Below are 17,345 nucleotides of genomic sequence, written 5' to 3'. Positions count from 1 at the left end.
CGCCCCTCGATCCCCAAGAAATGGCTGACCTCAAGATCCAGGCACTCCAGAAGTACTACGGCTCCCTCCACGTGGTGAAGGGCATCGACCTCGAGATTCCCGCCGGGGAGTTCACCGTGCTGGTAGGCCAGTCCGGCTGCGGCAAGAGCACCCTGCTGCGGACCATCGCAGGGCTCGAGCAGGCGGACGAAGGAACGATCGAGATCGGCGGACAGAGAGTGAACGATCTCGCGCCGAAGGACCGGGACATCGCGATGGTGTTCCAGAACTACGCGCTGTACCCGTACATGTCGATCTACGACAACATCGCCTTCGGACTGCGCGCGCGAAGGACGCCTGCCGCGGAGATCGATCCCAAGGTGCAGCGGGCCGCGAAGATGCTGGGCATCGGCCACCTTCTGGATCGGCACCCGCGCCAGCTCTCCGGAGGACAGCTGCAGCGCGTGGCCATCGGCCGTGCCATCGTGCGCAACGCGCGCCTCTATCTGTTCGACGAACCTCTGTCCAACCTCGATGCCCAGTTGCGCGACGAGATGCGCGGCGAGATCAAGCGTCTGCATCAGGAACTTGGCAGGACGATGATCTACGTGACCCACGACCAGATCGAGGCCATGACCATGGCCGATCGCATCGTGCTGCTGCGCGAAGGCCGCATCGAGCAGCAAGGGGCGCCGCTGGACCTCTACGAGCGCCCTGCGACGCGCTATGTGGCGGGGTTCCTCGGTTCGCCGTCGATGAACTTCATTCCGGTGAGCATCGTTGCGGAAGCCGACACCGTCAGCGCACGTACCGCCGAGGGATCGTCATTCGCTGTCCCTGCCCACCGCGCGGCGGGACTGCGCGAATGGCAGGGCAAGGACATGCTGCTCGGGGTGCGCCCGGAACATCTGAGCCGCGCCGGCCGCGATCCGCGCCCGGGGCTTGCCCCCTGCCCCGCGGTGATCGATCTCGTGCAGCCGACCGGCTCGCGGACGTACGGGACGTTCAAGCTTGGCGGTGTGGAGGCGGTCGCGGAACTGCAGGCGCACGACGTCTCCGCTCCCGGTGAGCGCATCGAGCTCGTCATCGACATGAATCGCACCGTCCTGATCGACGCGGCCACCGACCGCGTGATCTCGGGCTGAGATTCGAATCCGGCCTTTCCCATTCATCGAACACGAGGAGAAAACCGATCATGACAGCCAGTGCCGTCAGCCGCGACATCAAGCTCGTGGGAACGACGCAGCCCGACACGCCCGGCCGGATCCTGCGCGCCGGGCCGGCCGAGGTGGAATTCGACAATGGCCAGTGCCGCTATGTGCGCGTCAACGGTGTCGAAGTGCTGCGGGCCGTCTCCTTTCTCGTGCGCGACAGGAACTGGGGCACGTACGTTCCGGCATTGAGCGATCTTGTCGTCGATCAGCGCAAGGACGGCTTCAACGTGCGCTACCACGCCGTCTGCAAGGACGGTCCGCAGGAGATCGCGTTCGACGTGGCCATTGCGGGAGATGCTGCCGGGAACCTGGAGTTCGTCGGCGAAGCCACGCCTGTCACGGACTTCCTCACGGCGCGTACCGGCTTCGTGGTGCTCCACCCGCTGCAGGGTGTGGTCGGCAACAAGGTGGAAGTGGAACACGTCGACGGCACGGTCGAACGCTCGGTCTTCCCGAAGAACGTGAATCCCGTGCAACCCTTCCTGCACATCCGCGCGCTCTCGCACGAGTTCATGCCCGGCGTGAGAGCCACGGTGCGCATGGAAGGCGACACCTGGGAGATGGAAGATCACCGCAACTGGACGGACGCCAGCTTCAAGACCTACGTGCGTCCCCTTGCGTTGCCCTGGCCCTACGTGCTCAAGGCGGGCGAGACCGTGAGGCAAAGCATCAAGGTCACGTTGAGCGGGCGGGTTCCGAAGGCTGCCGGGTCAAGACGCGCGGCGAGCGTCCAGGTCGCCGTGGGCGGTGTCACCCGCCGGACCATGCCTCCCGTGGGACTGGGCCTGCCTGCGGAAGAACTGGAGCACGCAGTCAAGGCGCTGCCGCTGCTGCGTGCCGCGAAGCCGCGCATCCTGGTGGGTCAGCACGATCCCCGCGCCGGGCATGGTCTCGCCGAGTTGTACGGCTTGCGTCTTGTCGCCGAGCAGACCGGGGCCGCCGCCGTATTGGAGATCGTGGTGGCCGGCCTCGACGACTACGCCGGGGAACTTGAGCGGCTCGCGTCGATGGTGCGGCAGTCGGGGCTGGCGCTCGACGCGATCGCCGTCTGCCCCGTGGGCGATCTCAAGTCCGTTCTCCCCGGCGGCGATCGGCCTCCTGCACCACCGCTTCCCGGCCTGTATGCCGCCGCTCGAAAGGCTTTCCCGGGCATCAAGCTGGGCGGCGGGATGCTGTCGTTCTTCACGGAACTGAACCGGAAGCGCCCGCCCATCGATGCGCTCGATTTCATCATGAACACGACATGTCCCATCGTGCACGCGTCGGACGACCGCTCGGTGATGGAAACGCTGGAGGCGCTGCCGTTCCAGATCGCGACGGCTCGCGCCACCATCGGCAAGATCGAGCATCGCGTCGGTCCCAGCGCAATCGGCTGCCGCGACAACCCGCACGGCGAGACGTTCACGCCCAACCCCGGCAACGAGCGCGTTTGCCTCGCGAAGATGGACCCGCGGATGCGCGGCCTCTTCGGCGCCGCATGGATCACCGGTTACGTGGCCACGCTGTGCCGCGCCGAGGTAGGCGCCATCACCCTCGGCGCACCGACCGGCCCGCTCGGCGTCATCTATCGCAGGACAGACTACGCGCAGCCCGGACTCGACGATGCCGGCGCCGTCGTCTATCCCGCCTATCACGCCGTCTCGAGCCTCATGCGGATGTCGGGCTCGAAGCTCGTGTCGGTGGAATCCTCCGACCGCAGCGCGGTGGAATGTCATGCGGTCAAGGTGCCAGGCGCGACGCTGCTGTGGCTGGCCAACCTCACCTCGTCCCGGCAGTCGATCGATTTGACGGGAACGGAGGGCAGGCAGGCGTTCTGCAGCGTGCTCGATGAAGGGAGCTTCGATACGGCCGTCACACAGCCAGCGAAGTTCCAGGGCCGCTATCGTGCCCTCGCCCATGGCCGGGTCACGCTGGGTTCTTACGGCGTTGCATGGATCTGCCTGAACGATTGAAGTGCGGCGCGGGCGCGCACGAATCGCCGGGTCCGGAAACGAAAACGCCGCACGGGAAAGTGCGGCGTTCTTTTTTTCATCCGGTCACGGGGCTGACGTGATTCCCCGCTTCGTCGCGATCACATCCGGCGCGTATGCACCCGCCGGCCATCGTGACGCGAACGAAGATACTTGTGGACACGCGGGCCGGTCGCACGCACTCGTACCGGCTGCGGGTCGCGAACGCCCATCTCGATTTCCAGCCAGTTGCGGATGCGGTTGGCGTCGGCGATGCGGGAGAGTTTGCCCCACGAATCCAGCAGAACGATGATCACCGGCTTGGTGGCGATCTGCGCCTGCATGACGAGGCAACGCCCCGCCTCGGAGATGTAACCGGTCTTGGACAGGCCGATGTCCCAGGTGCCTGCCCGCACGAGGCCGTTGGAATTGTTGAAGGTCAGCACGCGGTTGCGGGCGCCCCCCTCCAGCGAAACATAGTGGGACTCGGACGTCGTGAATTCGCGAATCAGCGGATGCTTGAGACCGGCTTCCACGAGCTTGACGAGGTCCTGAGCCGTGGAAACGTTTTCCGGATGCAATCCGGTGGAATCGACGAATCGGGTGTCCCGCATGCCCAGTTCGCGCGCCTTCTTGTTCATCGCCGCCACGAAGGCAGGAAATCCACCCGGGTAGTTGCGGCCCAGCGCGGAAGCCGCACGATTCTCGGACGCCATCAAGGCCAGCTTGAGCATCTCGCCTCGCGTGAGCACGGTGCCTGTGCCCAGACGCGAGCGCGTACCCTTGATGAAATCGAGATCTTCGTAGGAGATCTCGAGTTCCTCGTCCAGCGGCAGCTTGGCATCCATGACGACGATGGCCGTCATCAGCTTGGTGATGGACGCGATCGGCATGACGGCCTGCGGATTCTTGGCGTAGAGCGAGGCCCCCTGCTCCTGGTCCACGACGATCACGGAATTCGATTCGAGCCGGGGAGGCGTGCCTCCGGGCTCCCATGCCGCCGCCGCTTGCGAGAGCGTTCCCGCAAAGAGCGCCGACACACACCAGGCCACCAACTTGCGCATTTGATCCCTCGAAAACGATGGGGCGGCACCAAAACAGGGCCGCAATCCCTGAAATATCGGTTCAGTCAGGTCGCGCTTGAGGGCATGACCGGGGACGGAACACCCGGAACAGCCACGGCTGCGACAAACGCAAAATACCAAAAATCAGTGACTAAGCCCAGTGTCCGAAGACAATTTCTCGCCTTTTGGGTGGGCTCGGCGTCATTCACGCGCCCGCTCCGCCACCAACTTCCCGGCGATCGCTGCAAACGCTAGGGGCAGCAAAAGCAAGGTAAATGCCGTGGCGGATACGATTCCACCGACGATCACCAGCGCGAAAGGCCGCTGGGTTTCGGAACCGATGCCGTGGGACAAGGCGGCGGGGAGCAGCCCGAGCCCCGCCATCAGGGCGGTCATGATGATCGGGCGCAGCCGTTCGGCCGCCCCTTCCCGCACGGAATCTTCCACCGACGCCCCGTTCCGCAAGCCCTCCAGGAAGCGCTCGACCATGATCACGCCGTTCTGGACGGAGATGCCGGCCACGGCGATGAAGCCGACCGCGGCCGAGATCGACAGATGCATGCCCGCGATCGCAAGTGCGGCGACACCCCCCACCATGGTGAAAGGCACCATGGCCAGGACCAGGAGAGCCACCGGCATCGACCGGAAGGCCCAGAAAAGGAGCACGAAGATCCCCAGCACCGACAGAGGCACGATGACCTTGAGCCGGGCGACGGCGCGCTGCTGGTTCTCGAACTGGCCGCCCCAGGTGAGGGAATAGCCGGGTGGTAACCGGACCCTGGCCGCCACGGCCTGTCTGGCTTCCGCCACGAAAGTCCCCTGATCCCGACCCAGGAGGTTGGCCTTCACCGCGACGGTGCGGCCTCCTGCTTCCCTCGAAATGCGCGCCGCGCCCTGCCGCACTTCGATGCTGGCGACTTCTCCCAACGGAAGCGTCTGACGGGTGCCGGGAAGCATGACCGGTACCTCGGACACATCGTCGACAGCCTGCCGGTAGGACTCGGCGAGACGGACAGTCACGTCGAAGGACCGCCCGGACTCGTGGAATGCGTTCACGACCGCTCCCCCCATCGCCGTGGCGACGGCCTCATTGACGTCCGCCACGTTGACTTCCAGCCGCGCCAGTTTCTCGCGGTCCAGCGTGACCGCCAGTTCCGTCGCCCCGCCGACGCGGATTTCCGCGACGTCGGTACTTCCTGCGATGCCGGCCAGAATCGCCGCCACCTGTTCACCCTTGTCCTCCAGGATCTCCAGGTCGGGCCCGAAGATCTTCACGGCGATCTCGCCCTTCACACCGGAGAGCGCCTCCTCCACGTTGTCCTCGATCACCTGCGAGAAGTTCGTCGGCACGCCGGGCATCGCGCGGATGCGCCGCGACATGTCCGCGACCAACGCCTCCTTGGAGTCGAACCGCCACGAGGCGCGCGGCTTGAGGTCCGCCATGATCTCCATGTTGTTCGGGCCTTTGGGGTCGGTGCCATCGTCCGGCCGGCCGACCTGGCTCACCACGTTGTTCACCTCCGGATAGCTGCGCAGGATCTCACGCACCGTGCGCTCGATTTCCTTGGTTCGGTCGAGCGCCGTCGAGGGCGGCAGCGTGATGGTGAGCCAGAGATTGCCTTCATCCAGTTTCGGCAGGAACTCGCTGCCGAGCCGGGTCGAAGCGAAGAGCGTGGCCACCAGGACCGCCGCGCTGAACACGATGACGGCCGGCCGCCGGCGCCATGCCCACGAGAGCGAAGCCGAATAGCGGCCCCGCAACCATTGCATCCACCTGCTGTGCTTTTCCGCCATGTCGGACGAGCGCACTGCGTAGGACAGCAGCGCGGGAACGAGGGCGAGCGTGAGCAGAATGGCGCCGGCCAGCGCGAACGACAGCGTGTAGGCCATCGGCGCGAAGATCTTTCCCTCCACGCGCTGGAACGTGAAGATCGGCAGGAAGGCGAGAATGATGATCGCCTTGGAGAAGAGGATGGGGTGCCCCATCGACCAGGCGGTATTGCGCAGCACGTGCACGCGCCACGCGGAAGCGTTGGCGTGGGCATGCGGCTCGTCCGCGGCAAGCTTCACCATGAGCGCCTCGACCAGCACCACCGCGCTGTCGACGATGATGCCGAAGTCCACCGATCCCAGCGAGATGAGATTGGCCGACACTCCCTTCAGGTCCATGAGGATGAAGGCGAACAGAAGCGACAGCGGAATGACGCACGCGACGATCGCCGCGGCTCTCCAGTTGCGCAGGAACATCAGAAGTACGCCGACGACCAGCACGGCGCCCACGGCAAGATTCTCGGTCACCGTGTGCACCGTGTGGCTGACCAGTTCCGTGCGGTCGTAGTAGGGAACGAGCTTCATCCCCGGCGGCAACCGGGGCTCCAGTTCGCGGATGCCCTGCTTGAGCGTCTGCACGACAAGGCTCGCATTCTGCCCCTTGGTCATCTGCACGATGCCCTGCACCACGGAGTCGGCGCCGTTGAACGCGACGATGCCCGAGCGCGGACGCTGACCCACGCCCACCTCGGCGATGTCCGAGACGAGGACGGGAACGCCCTGACGGGAAGCCACCACGACGCGGCCGATGTCCTCCACGGTGCGGAACAGTCCCAGCGAACGCACGACGAGCGCCTCGTCGCCCCGGCGCAGAAGACCGCCTCCGGCATTGCCGCTGTTTGCCGAGAGTGCCTCGGTGACCTGGTCGAGCGTCACCCCGTGCTTGCGCAACGACTGCGCGTCCACGCGCACCTGGTATTCCTTCACGCCGCCGCCCACGCTCACGACTTCCACCACGCCCAGCAGACGCTTCAGTGCGGGCCTGATCACCCAGTCCTGCACCGCACGCACCTCCGTGAGCGGCATGCCGGGCGGCGCCTGGATGACGTAGCGATACACCTCGCCGACCGCGTTGGTGAGAGGCGCCAGGGTGGGAGTGACACCGGGCGGCAGCGAAATCCCCTGGAGTTTCTCCAGCACCTGCTGGCGTGCGAAGTAGTCGTCGGTGTTGTCGGCGAAGGTGACCGTCACGACCGACAGGCCGAAGATGGAGACGGACCTCACCTGGGTGAGCCTTGCCACACCGCTCATCTCCCGCTCGATCGGCACGGACACGGCACGCTCCACCTCCTCGGGCGCCTGTCCCGGATAGGGCGTGACGATCTGCACCTGCACATCCTGCACGTCCGGGAACGCCTCGATGGGCAGACGCATCCAGGCAAATCCGCCGGCGATCGCGACGACGAGCGCCGCGACCACGACGAAAAGGCGCTGCTGCAGCGCAAAGGTGACGAACTTCTCGAGCACGTTATCGGGCGCTCGTTCGTCCGGGCGCGATGCCCGGGCCGCCGAGGATCCGCGTACCGGGCCGCAGGTCTGGCGGCTCCCAGGAACGGCGGTGCCTTCCCGCAGCGCAGCCGTCCCGCTCGCGATGGCCTGCCAGACGGCGAACCGGCATCGCAGGAGTCCCGGACGCGGCGGGCATCAGCTCCCCTGCAACTCTGAATTCAGGAGCGATGCGCCGCTCACGACCACCCGCTCGCCGGCCGCCACGCCGGAGCGCAGATAGGCGAATTCCCGGCCTTGCGTGGACGCCGTCACCTGACGCCGTTCGAACTGCCCCGGCCGTGTCTCGACGAAGACGTAGCTGTTGACCCCTGCCGTGACGATGGCCGCGATCGGCACCCGCACGCGCGGAGATTGCGCCTCCATGACGGGCGTGACGCGCGCGTACATCTCCGGTTTGAGCAGCCGGCCGGCATTGTCGATCCGGCAACGCACCTGGATGCGACGCGAAGCGGGGTCGAGGACGTCCCCGACGTACACGACGGTGGCGTCGAATCGGCGACCGGAGTAGGCATCCACCTCCACGCTCACGTGCTGGCCGGTGCGCAGCACCCCGATGTGCTGCTCCGGCACATCGATGACCACCCGGAGGTTTTCCGGATCCGAGATCACGAACAGGGGCTCCGCCGTGTCCGGCCCCACCAGGGTCCCCGGATTGATGGAACGCTCCGTCACCACGCCGGCAAGGGGTGCACGGATGGGAAGCTCGCCGTTCTCCGCCGGGCCGCCCGACGACAGCAATTCAAGCCGGCGGCGCGCGCGACCGAGTTCGACCTCCGCTTCGCGGAGATCGGTCTCCAGCGATTCGAATTCACGTCTGGGCATCACCTCGCCCTCGAAAAGCACGCGTGCCCGATCGAACGCCTGTCCCTTGTGTCTCGCCTCGAGCTCGGCGCGCCGGACATCCGATACGGCCTGCGCGTATTCGGGCGACGCGATCACGGCCAGAAGATCACCGCGGCGCACCCGCGTGCCCAGCGTGGCTGCGATGCGTGTCACCCTTCCTGCCATGGGAGCGCCGAGCCGCGCGGTCCGGTCCTCGTCGTAGGCGATCCTTCCGGGAAGCGCCTCCAGCAAGGGCTCGGCGTCCAGTATCGCGTCGGACGTCCGGAGAAAGGCGAGCTGGGGGGCGCCTGCGGGGAATCGCAAGGTGGTGCCGTTGGATTCGGACGGCGCGGTGGGCTGAGGCCGTGCGGCGGGCGGTTCGCCGGACATGCGCGGCAGGGTCCACGCCGCCGCGGACACGACCAGGATGACGGCGGACACCGATCCCCAGAGCTTGCCGCGCGTCATCGGACACTCCCGGTCTGTTGCCTGGCGGCCTGCCAGCTCGCGAGGGCGCGGGCGTAGTCGGCACGTGCATCCACGGCGTCGACGCGCGTCGCGTACAGCACCCGGCGGGCATCCAGCAGATCCAGCACCCCCAGCGCGCCGTTCCTGTAGGCGAATTCGGCGGCGTCGGCCGCCCTGACCGCCTGCTTGAGCAGTTCGTCGTCGAAACGGCGAATCCGATCCCGGGCCCCCGTCAGTTCCGCTCCGGCACGTCTCAGCTCCGCGAGCGCCGCGGAACGCGTGCGCTCGAGATAATCGAGGGCGATCTGACGGTCCGCCTCGGACCGGCGGACCTCGCCCTCGAAGCCGTAGTTGAGGAACAGGGGAAGGCTCACCCCGACCCCGATCGTGTTGTTCTGGATCTGTGTCGGGTAGCGTTCGTACTGGACACCCACGGTGATGTCTCGCGTGCGCAACGCCCTGGCCAGTTCCCGCGCGCGATCGGCTGCATCGACCCGCCGGCGCGCCGCGCGGACGTCCGGCCGCTCGTCGAGCGCCGTTTCGTCCAACGTCGATTCGTCACCCGCTCCCGCGGCATACGACGGCCACGCGTCCTCCGCCGCCAGCAACACGTCGGGCGCCTGCTCCCCGATGAGATAGGCGAGAACCTCGCGGGCGCGATCGCGATCGGTCATCGCAATGCGCCGCTCGTTCTGTGCGCGAAGCTCGTCCACCTTGATTCTTGAGAGATCGGTCGGCGAGATGTCGCCCGCCTCGAGCCTCAGCCGCGCAGCCGCCACGGTCTTGGCGAACAGCGCGATGGTCTCGTCCGCAATGCTCACGCGGCTCTGCGCCTGCAGCAGATCGTAAAAGGCAAGACTCACGGCCAGTGTCTGGCGACGTGACGTCTCCGCCAGATCGTCCCTTGCCGCGTCGATGCCAATGCGTGTGATGCGGTCTCGAAGCTCGCGCTTGTTGCCGCGCTCGAAAAGCTGGGACAGCTGCACGACGCTGTCCATCGGCTTGTTGAACAGCGACCCGGAACCGGGATGCCGCGGATCGAATCCGGAGGTGCCCAGCGACAGCGCGGGATTGGGCCGCGCGCGAGCGGCAAGATTGTCGGCCTCCGCCGCGGAGACCGCGCCGCGAGCGATCGCGATGTCGCGATTGCGCGATGCCGCCAAGCCGACAACCTCGGACAACGAGAGGGTGCGAACGGTCCTGTTCGCACCCGGCGAGGGAGCCGCATCGACTGCCATCCCGGCAGACGGCAACACCATGACCGATGCCAGCCCCGCGAGCAGCGGCACGACGTGCCTCCAGCACCATGCCGCTGTGGGAAAGGAGCCGATCCGCGCATGCGGTTCGCACCTCGAGGCCTTCACGTCATCCACCTACCGGACCCCGGTCGCCACTGCATGCATTTTCAGACCTTCCCTGACTCGACGCCCCGCATCGTGTCAGGTTAGCCTTACGGCGAACTTACTTTCCCGTGCTGCCCATGCGCCTGCTCATTGCCGAAGACGACCCGCTCATCGCGGACGGACTGATCCGCGCCATGAGGACCGACGGATACGCGGTCGACCACACCACCAGCGGACTCGAAGCGGACGAAGCGCTCAAGCAGTACACCTACGATCTGGTGATCCTCGACCTGGGCCTGCCCCGCCTGGATGGACTCGAGGTTCTGCGGCGCCTGCGCACCCGCGGAACCGCCGTTCCGGTACTGGTGCTCACGGCCCGGGACGCCCTGCAGGATCGCGTGAAGGGTCTCGATGCGGGTGCCGACGATTACCTGGTGAAGCCGTTCGACCTGCCGGAGCTGGAAGCGCGGGTGCGTGCACTGCTTCGCCGGCAGAGGCCATCGTTGTCCGGGCGCCTTCACATCGGCGAACTGATGATCGACATCAGCGGAAGATCGGTCTACCACGGCAGCCAGCGCATCGACCTCTCGGCACGCGAGTTCGGCGTGCTGGAACTTCTGGCACGGCGCGCAGGACGCGTCGTGAGCAAGGAACAGCTTCTGGAATCCCTGACGGGGTGGGACGACGACGTGGGCACGAATGCGATCGAGGTCTACGTCCACCGGCTGCGCAAGAAGCTCGAGCCGGGCGGAATCAACATCCGCACCATCCGCGGCCTGGGCTATCTCCTCGACAACGCGACACGCAATGACTGAGCGGGCCTCGCTGCGCGGGCGCCTGCTCGCCCGCCTGCTGGCGCCCATGCTGGGTCTTCTGGTTCTCAGCGCGGGCACCGCCTCGCCGGTCACCGCGGTTTGCCTGCGCCGCTTCAGCTGCCCGCGCCCGGCGTCGCGCCGGTCTGTTCGGATGCCGTCTACAACGGCGACCCGGTACGGCTGGCGGCGTACCGCCCGGCGGACATTCCCGTGATCGTCCAGGTGGCGGAAACGGTCACGAAGCGCGACGTGCTCGCGTTCGAGATCATTGCCAGCATGCTCGCGCCGCTGCTGCTGCTGATGGTGCTGGGCGCGGCGGTCATCTGGATCGGCGTCGAACAGGGCCTGGATCCGCTCACCCGGATCGCCACCCAGTTGCGGCACCGCTCCGCGGACGATCTGGGCCCCATGGACGAATCGCAGGCACCACGCGAGGTGCGTCCTCTCGTGCAGGCATTGAACGGCCTGCTCGAAAGGGTGGATGCGATGCTGACCGCTCAGCGGCGGTTCGTCGCGGATGCCGCGCATCAGCTGCGCACGCCGATCGCCGGACTGAAGACGCAGGCAGAAACGGCGCTGCGCGCGACCGATGCCGATTCGATGCGTTCCATCGTCGCGAACATCGTGACCGCCGCAACCCGCATGTCGTCCCTGGTCGTGCAGCTCCTGTCGCTGGCGCGGGTCGACCCTTCCGAGGCGGCCAAGGGCGCTTCCGGTCTCGTGGACCTGGAACCTCTCGCGCGCTCGGTCACGGCCGATTGGATCGCTCGGGCAATCGAGCACGGAATCGACCTGGGGTACGCCGCGGCAGACGGATCGCACGCGGTGCTGGGCGATCCGGTGATGATCCGGGAACTCATCGGCAACCTCATCGACAACGCAAGAATGCACGGCGCAACGATCTCCATCACCGGGAACGATTCGGGAAGGGGAACGAGAGTCGTGGTGGCGTTTCCGAAGGCGAGGCCTCAGGGTCAGGCCTCCGGTCCCTAGAAGGTCCCGGGGAACGAGACTCCGGTCCCCGCGAAAGGGAGGCCACCTGCGGCGGCCAACGAATCGATCTGCCGCGGCCAGGAGCCGCAACTCCATTGATCCGGGACCAGGGGGACCGGAGCCTGGAGGCTCCGTCCGAGTCAGCCCTGCTCCCCTTCTTCCTGCTGCAACCGCCACATCTGCGCGTACGCGCCGTCCGCTTCCAGCAACGCACGGTGAGTGCCGCGCTCGATGATGCGGCCTCCCTCCATCACCAGGATCTGATCCGCATCCACGATGGTGGACAGCCGGTGCGCGATGACGAGCGTCGTGCGATCGCGCGCGATGCGGGCCAGTTCTTCCTGAATCGCCTTCTCCGACTTCGAGTCCAGGGCGGACGTCGCTTCGTCGAAGATGAGGATCGGCGGGTTCTTGAGGATGGCACGTGCGATGGCGACGCGCTGTGTCTCTCCCCCGACAGCTTGAGGCCCCGCTCGCCCACGCGAGTGTCGTACCCCTCGGGCAACCGCGCGATGAAATCATGGATGTGAGCGGCTCGCGCCGCCTCGATCACTTCGTCACGCGTCGCCTCGGGACGCCCGTAGGCGATGTTGTAGTAGATGCTGTCGTTGAACAGGACCGTGTCCTGCGGGACGATACCGATCGCGCCGCGGACGCTGCGCTGAGTGCAGCCGCGAATGTCCTGGCCGTCGACCGACACCTGCCCCTGCTGGACATCGTAGAACCGGTACAGCAGACGCGCGAGCGTCGACTTTCCCGAACCGCTCGCGCCGACGACGGCCACCGTATGTCCGGCCGGCACCTGGAAACTCACGCCGTGCAGGATCTTCCGGTTCGGCTCGTAGCTGAAATGGACATCCTCGAACGCGATGCCTGCACCGCGAAGCTGCAGGGGCACCGCGCCCGGGCGGTCCTCGACTTCGCGGTTCTGGCCGAGCAACCGGAACATCCTGTCCATGTCCGTGAGCGACTGCTTGATCTCGCGGTAGACCATGCCCAGGAAATTGAGCGGTATGTAGAGCTGGATCAGCAGACCGTTCACCAGCACGAGATCGCCCAGTGTGAGCTTGCGCTCGACGACACCCTCCGCCGCGAGCAGCATGAGCAGCGTCACCGCCACCGCGATGATGAAGCTCTGGCCGATGTTGAGCAGCCCGAGCGAGGCCTCGTTGCGCACCTCTGCCGATTCGTACTGGCGCAGATGCTCGTCGTAGCGCCTTGCCTCGAAGTCCTCGTTGTTGAAGTACTTGACCGTCTCGTAGTTGAGCAGGCTGTCGATGGCGCGGGTGTTCGCGCGCGAGTCGAACTCGTTGGCCCGCCGGCGTATATCCATCCGCCATTCGGTGATGGCGATGGTGAAGCCGATGTAGACGATCACCGCGCCGAACGTGACCGCCGTGAACCGCCAGTCGAACTTGGTGAGCAGCACCACCGCCACCAGGCTGAATTCAAGGATCACCGGAATGATCGAGAACAGCATGTACGACAGCAGGCTGGAGATGCCGCGCGTGCCCCGCTCGATGTCGCGGGACACTCCGCCGGTCTGGCGTTCGAGGTGAAAGCGAAGACTCAGCGAGTGCAGATGCCGGAACACTTCCAGCGCGACCCGGCGGATGGCGCGCTTGGACACCCGCACGAAAACCACATCGCGCAGTTCCGCGAAGAGCGTCGTCGACAGCCGCAGCGCACCGTACATCACCACGAAGGCAATCGGCACCGCCAGCACCGCAGTGCGGGAATCGAGCGAGTCCACGATCTCCTTCATGATCAGCGGCACGCCCAGGTTGGCGAGCTTGGCGGTCACCAGGAACGCGAGCGCCAGCGCGACGCGCCAGCGGAACTCCAGCAGGTAGGGGACGAGGCGGCGGACAACCCGCCATTCGCTGGAAGCGGGCGCGGCAGGTCCGCCGACCGGGGCATGAACGGCAGAGGCGGGGGCGTGATGACTCATGGGGGGTATATCGGGACGCGTTCCGGAAAAACAAAAGGCGCGGCTCTCGCCGCGCCTTGGCGCAACTTCAACCCGCCGGGCAGCTTACCACCCCAGCCGCTGGGAGAATCCGAAGTGGAAGTGTGACGTGCCGGGGTAACCCCAGCCCCATCCCGCGAACGGGCCCGGCCCCCACAATCCTGGATGTCCGAAGCCCGCGCCGTAACCGTATCCGGCACTCCAGCCGGGTACCACACCGTAGGGTCGGCCGAAGGGATCTGCCCAGAGCGGCGGCGGGGGAGCAAGCAAGGCGCGCCGGTCCCGCGGGCGCCATCCGTGCCGCATCGCGCGTTCGGCCCGCAGATCGCTCAACGTCGGACCGCGTTCGGCGGCAGTCCCTACCGCGTGGGGCGGCAAAGGTGCCGCTGCCACGGCGCCGTTGTCGCGTGCGCGGTCATACCACAGCTCGCTTTCCTTGAATTCCTCGGCCGAGGCCCCAGCCCGGGCCAGCAGCTTGGAGAGCTCCAGTTGCGCCTGGGGATGACCTTTCTCGGCGGCGGCGCGGAACCACTGTTCCGCCATTTCGTCGCTGCGGGACACGCCGTCTCCCCGCGCGTACTGGTTGCCGATCCGGTAGGCGGATTCCGCATCGCCGTTCTCGGCAGCCACCCTGCGCCAGCGGATGGCCTGGTCGTAGTCCCGCCGGCCCCCGAGTCCGCGCTCGTGGATGTCCGCCAGCACTGCCGCTGCGCGGGCATCGCCACCATCAGCCGCGGGCACGAGTATCCGGAGGGCGCCGGCGTAGTCCCGGCGCTGAAGGTGGCTGTCCCACTCGCGCGGCGGGTCCGTGGCCAGGGCAATCCCGGACACAAGGGGCAAAAGGGCGGCAAGCAGGGCCGGGCACGGCTTCACGATGGAACTCGGGCAGTCTTCGCCGGGAAACCGGCAACGGAGGTTGGACCGCAAGTGCCTCCGCGGATTCCCGGGCTCAGGCCAGCACGACCAGGAGACTGACGAAACCGCCCGCGAGCATCACGCCAGCAAGAACGTACACGAAGCCCTTGGGCTGAGTCGCGTGGGCATAGACATGGATGGCGGCCACTGTCGCATTGCGGCCATTCGCGCCGCTGGACGAAATGCCCTTGAGCCGGTATCGCCCCGGCGCATCCACCCGGAAACGTTCGACCGGGACGGCATCGTCGAGCAGACCGCGGCTCTGTTCGGGAAGCACGTCGCGGGTCCAGACCCAGCTTCCCTCCCGCTCCAGCTCCACCCTCACCAGCTGGCGTTCACCCCGGGAGGGGCCCAGATAGGCCGAGACTTCCACGGGGCTCATCCGGGGCTCGAGATCGAACACGGCTTCGCCCGGTACTCGGCACTTGGCGAGCAGCCGTCCACCGAAGATGGTGGTGTAGGCGAAGTAACCGATCGCGAGCAACAACCCGCCAAGGGTCACGGTAAACAGAATGATGGGCACCAACGTCATCCGCAGCCAGGGGTCTCTGGGGGCACTCCTCCGGCTCCGGCTCCTCTGTCAGGTCTCGGGAATCACCGCCGCGGGCGTCACTGTCGACGCCGCGAGCGCGCTCGGACTCGGACAGGGACGGCCTGCGGCACCCTGGGGCCGGCACCGCCGGATGCGGCGGCGAGCACGGCATGCAGGAGTTTTCCGAACAGCGCGATCACGGTCATGGCGGCCTCCTGTGGCGGCATTGCGTCCCCGTCCGGGACTCGCAGGTTCATCAGCAGGTTGCATGCCATCGATTCCCTTTGTCGTTCGGGCCGACAGGTCCACCGTGGGGGCATGGCGTCAACACGAGCGTCACGAAAGGGCGAAACGCAAAGCATCGGTGCCGGGCGCCGCTGTTGGCGTCCCATGGAGGCGCGGCTCCACGTGACTTTCGGCCGGCGGATCGGAAGCGCCGTACAGCGTTTCGACATCCGGTGGCGGCGCACGGACTGCCGCGGACGCTCGCGACTGGACAGCATCACCGGGAGAAGATCAAATAGCCGGCTCCAAAACTCATCCGCCTCCCCACCCCATGCAAGCTTCCGGACGCTCACGCAAGTGGAAGTGGCTGTTCTGGCTCCTGATCGTGCCTGCCCTGCTCTTTGCGCTGTACGTCTGGTTCGTCATCTCTTGGAGCTACTCCACCGGCGAGCGCGCGGGCTACATCCAGAAGTTCTCCCATCGCGGCTGGCTCTGCAAGACCTGGGAAGGAGAGATCGCCCTCATCACCATGCCCGGAACCGTGGCCGAGAAGTTCTTCTTCACGGTGCGGGACGATGCCGTGGCCGCGCGCATCAACGCCTCCATGGGGCAGCGGGTGACGGTCACCTACAACCAGCACATCGGCATTCCCACCGACTGCTTCGGCGATACCCAGTACTTCGTGACCGACGTGAAGGTGGTGTCCGATCCGAGCCTGCTCTTTCCGCCGCCGGCGCCGGCAAAGTCCGAACCCGCTGCTGCGAGCCCCGCACCGGCCACGCCCTCAACGGCGACGGACCCAGGCGCGGCACCGGCCTCGCCGCCGGGCGCCCCGGCTGCGAACCGCTGATGCGGATGGAAAGCGGGCCGACAGCCCCTCCTTCGATTCGTTCCGCCTGCCTGTTCGGCCGCCGCCCGGCGGCACAGGCCCGGCGGATCCCTGAAACACGACCAAGGAACAGAGCAGCGACATGAACAGGATTCTGGTGGTGACCGGCGCCGGCCGCGGCATCGGCGCATCCATCGCCCGTCTGGGCGCCCGCGAGGGCTACGCGGTCTGCGTCAACTACGCGCGCAATCAGGAAGCGGCGGAAGCCGTGGTGGCGGACATCGTGGCCGCCGGCGGCCGCGCCATCGCCGTGCAGGGTGACGTGGCAAAGCGCAGCGAAGCCGTGCGTCTGTTCGACAGGGTCGATCGCGAGCTGGGTGCCGTGACGGCCCTCGTGAACAATGCCGGCGTGACCGGACCGCTGGTGCCGGTGGAAGACATGGACGAGAAGGCGCTGGACCAGATATTCGGCGTCAATGTCGCGGGCCTCTTCTGGTGCTGTGGCGAGGCGGTGCGCCGCATGGCCCGCAAGCACGGCGGCCAGGGCGGTTCCATCGTCAACGTGGGGTCCATCGCCTCCCGCTACGGCGGCATGCCGGGCATGATCGCCTACTCGTCGTCGAAGGGCGCGGTGGACAGCTTCAGTGTCGCCCTGGCCAAGGAAGTGGGCCACGAAGGCATCCGGGTGAACTGCCTGAGACCCGGCACGACCCGCACCGACATCCTCGAGCCGCTGGGCGGCGATGCCCTGATGGCGCGCGTGGCGGCATCCACACCCCTGGGCCGGGTGGGCGATCCGGACGAGATCGCCGAAGCCGTTCTGTGGCTGCTCTCCGACCGCGCGTCGTTCACGCACGGCGCGATCCTCGACGTATCCGGCGGCCGCTGA

Annotated in this window: 12 protein-coding genes and 1 pseudogene; 6 read left to right on the top strand and 7 right to left on the bottom strand. The window is 66.8% G+C overall.

Annotation, left to right across the window (positions count from 1 at the left end; genetic code table 11):
• Positions 1-20 precede the first annotated feature (20 nt).
• Together ugpC and IPK20_11215 are read left to right on the top strand one after the other, a co-directional pair.
• The gene (gene ugpC / locus IPK20_11220; protein ID MBK8017222.1) at positions 21-1,124 is read left to right on the top strand and encodes a sn-glycerol-3-phosphate ABC transporter ATP-binding protein UgpC; all 1,104 of its coding nucleotides are present in this window, start codon (positions 21-23) and stop codon (positions 1,122-1,124) included.
• A 50-nt stretch (positions 1,125-1,174) separates the two neighbouring features.
• Positions 1,175-3,145 carry a hypothetical protein gene (locus IPK20_11215; GenBank protein ID MBK8017221.1) on the top strand — a complete coding sequence of 657 codons (1,971 nt, stop codon included), beginning with the start codon at positions 1,175-1,177 and terminating at the stop codon, positions 3,143-3,145.
• Positions 3,146-3,264: 119 nt separating this feature from the next.
• On the opposite strand, the gene pbpG is transcribed toward IPK20_11215, so the two are convergent.
• From pbpG to IPK20_11195, 4 genes are all read right to left on the bottom strand, one after another.
• Positions 3,265-4,206 (bottom strand): D-alanyl-D-alanine endopeptidase, encoded by a 942-nt coding sequence (gene pbpG, locus IPK20_11210; protein MBK8017220.1) that lies wholly within the window; start codon positions 4,204-4,206, stop codon positions 3,265-3,267.
• A 201-nt stretch (positions 4,207-4,407) separates the two neighbouring features.
• Entirely contained in the window at positions 4,408-7,503 is a 3,096-nt protein-coding gene (locus IPK20_11205) for an efflux RND transporter permease subunit (protein MBK8017219.1), read from the bottom strand.
• A gap of 177 nt (positions 7,504-7,680) precedes the next feature.
• A complete protein-coding gene (locus IPK20_11200; protein ID MBK8017218.1) occupies positions 7,681-8,835 on the bottom strand; it encodes an efflux RND transporter periplasmic adaptor subunit in 1,155 nt (384 codons plus the stop codon).
• A complete protein-coding gene (locus IPK20_11195) occupies positions 8,832-10,124 on the bottom strand; it encodes a TolC family protein (protein ID MBK8017217.1) in 1,293 nt (430 codons plus the stop codon). The genes IPK20_11200 and IPK20_11195 overlap by 4 nt, the downstream gene beginning before the upstream one ends.
• Before the next feature lie 191 nt (positions 10,125-10,315).
• Between IPK20_11195 and IPK20_11190 the strand changes: the two genes are divergently transcribed.
• Entirely contained in the window at positions 10,316-10,993 is a 678-nt protein-coding gene (locus tag IPK20_11190) for a response regulator transcription factor (GenBank protein ID MBK8017216.1), read from the top strand.
• A 99-nt stretch (positions 10,994-11,092) separates the two neighbouring features.
• Positions 11,093-11,986, top strand: a complete 894-nt coding sequence (locus tag IPK20_11185; protein MBK8017215.1) for a sensor histidine kinase N-terminal domain-containing protein — start codon at positions 11,093-11,095, stop codon at positions 11,984-11,986.
• Positions 11,987-12,126: 140 nt separating this feature from the next.
• On the opposite strand, the pseudogene IPK20_11180 reads toward IPK20_11185, so the two are convergent.
• From IPK20_11180 to IPK20_11170, 3 genes and pseudogenes are all read right to left on the bottom strand, one after another.
• Positions 12,127-13,937: pseudogene (locus IPK20_11180) on the bottom strand (ABC transporter ATP-binding protein/permease).
• Between the two features lie 84 nt (positions 13,938-14,021).
• Positions 14,022-14,828 (bottom strand): sel1 repeat family protein, encoded by an 807-nt coding sequence (locus IPK20_11175; protein ID MBK8017214.1) that lies wholly within the window; start codon positions 14,826-14,828, stop codon positions 14,022-14,024.
• Positions 14,829-14,904: 76 nt separating this feature from the next.
• Positions 14,905-15,393 (bottom strand): hypothetical protein, encoded by a 489-nt coding sequence (locus IPK20_11170; GenBank protein ID MBK8017213.1) that lies wholly within the window; start codon positions 15,391-15,393, stop codon positions 14,905-14,907.
• Between the two features lie 601 nt (positions 15,394-15,994).
• Between IPK20_11170 and IPK20_11165 the strand changes: the two genes are divergently transcribed.
• Positions 15,995-16,477: a hypothetical protein gene (locus tag IPK20_11165; protein ID MBK8017212.1), complete on the top strand. Its 483-nt coding sequence runs from the start codon at positions 15,995-15,997 to the stop codon at positions 16,475-16,477.
• 121 nt (positions 16,478-16,598) lie between these two features.
• A complete protein-coding gene (locus IPK20_11160) occupies positions 16,599-17,345 on the top strand; it encodes a glucose 1-dehydrogenase (protein MBK8017211.1) in 747 nt (248 codons plus the stop codon).

This window comes from Betaproteobacteria bacterium, from assembly GCA_016713305.1.
Lineage (GTDB): Bacteria > Pseudomonadota > Gammaproteobacteria > Burkholderiales.
Note: the sequence above shows the minus strand (reverse complement) of the source record. Positions and strands in the feature narration are given on the sequence as shown.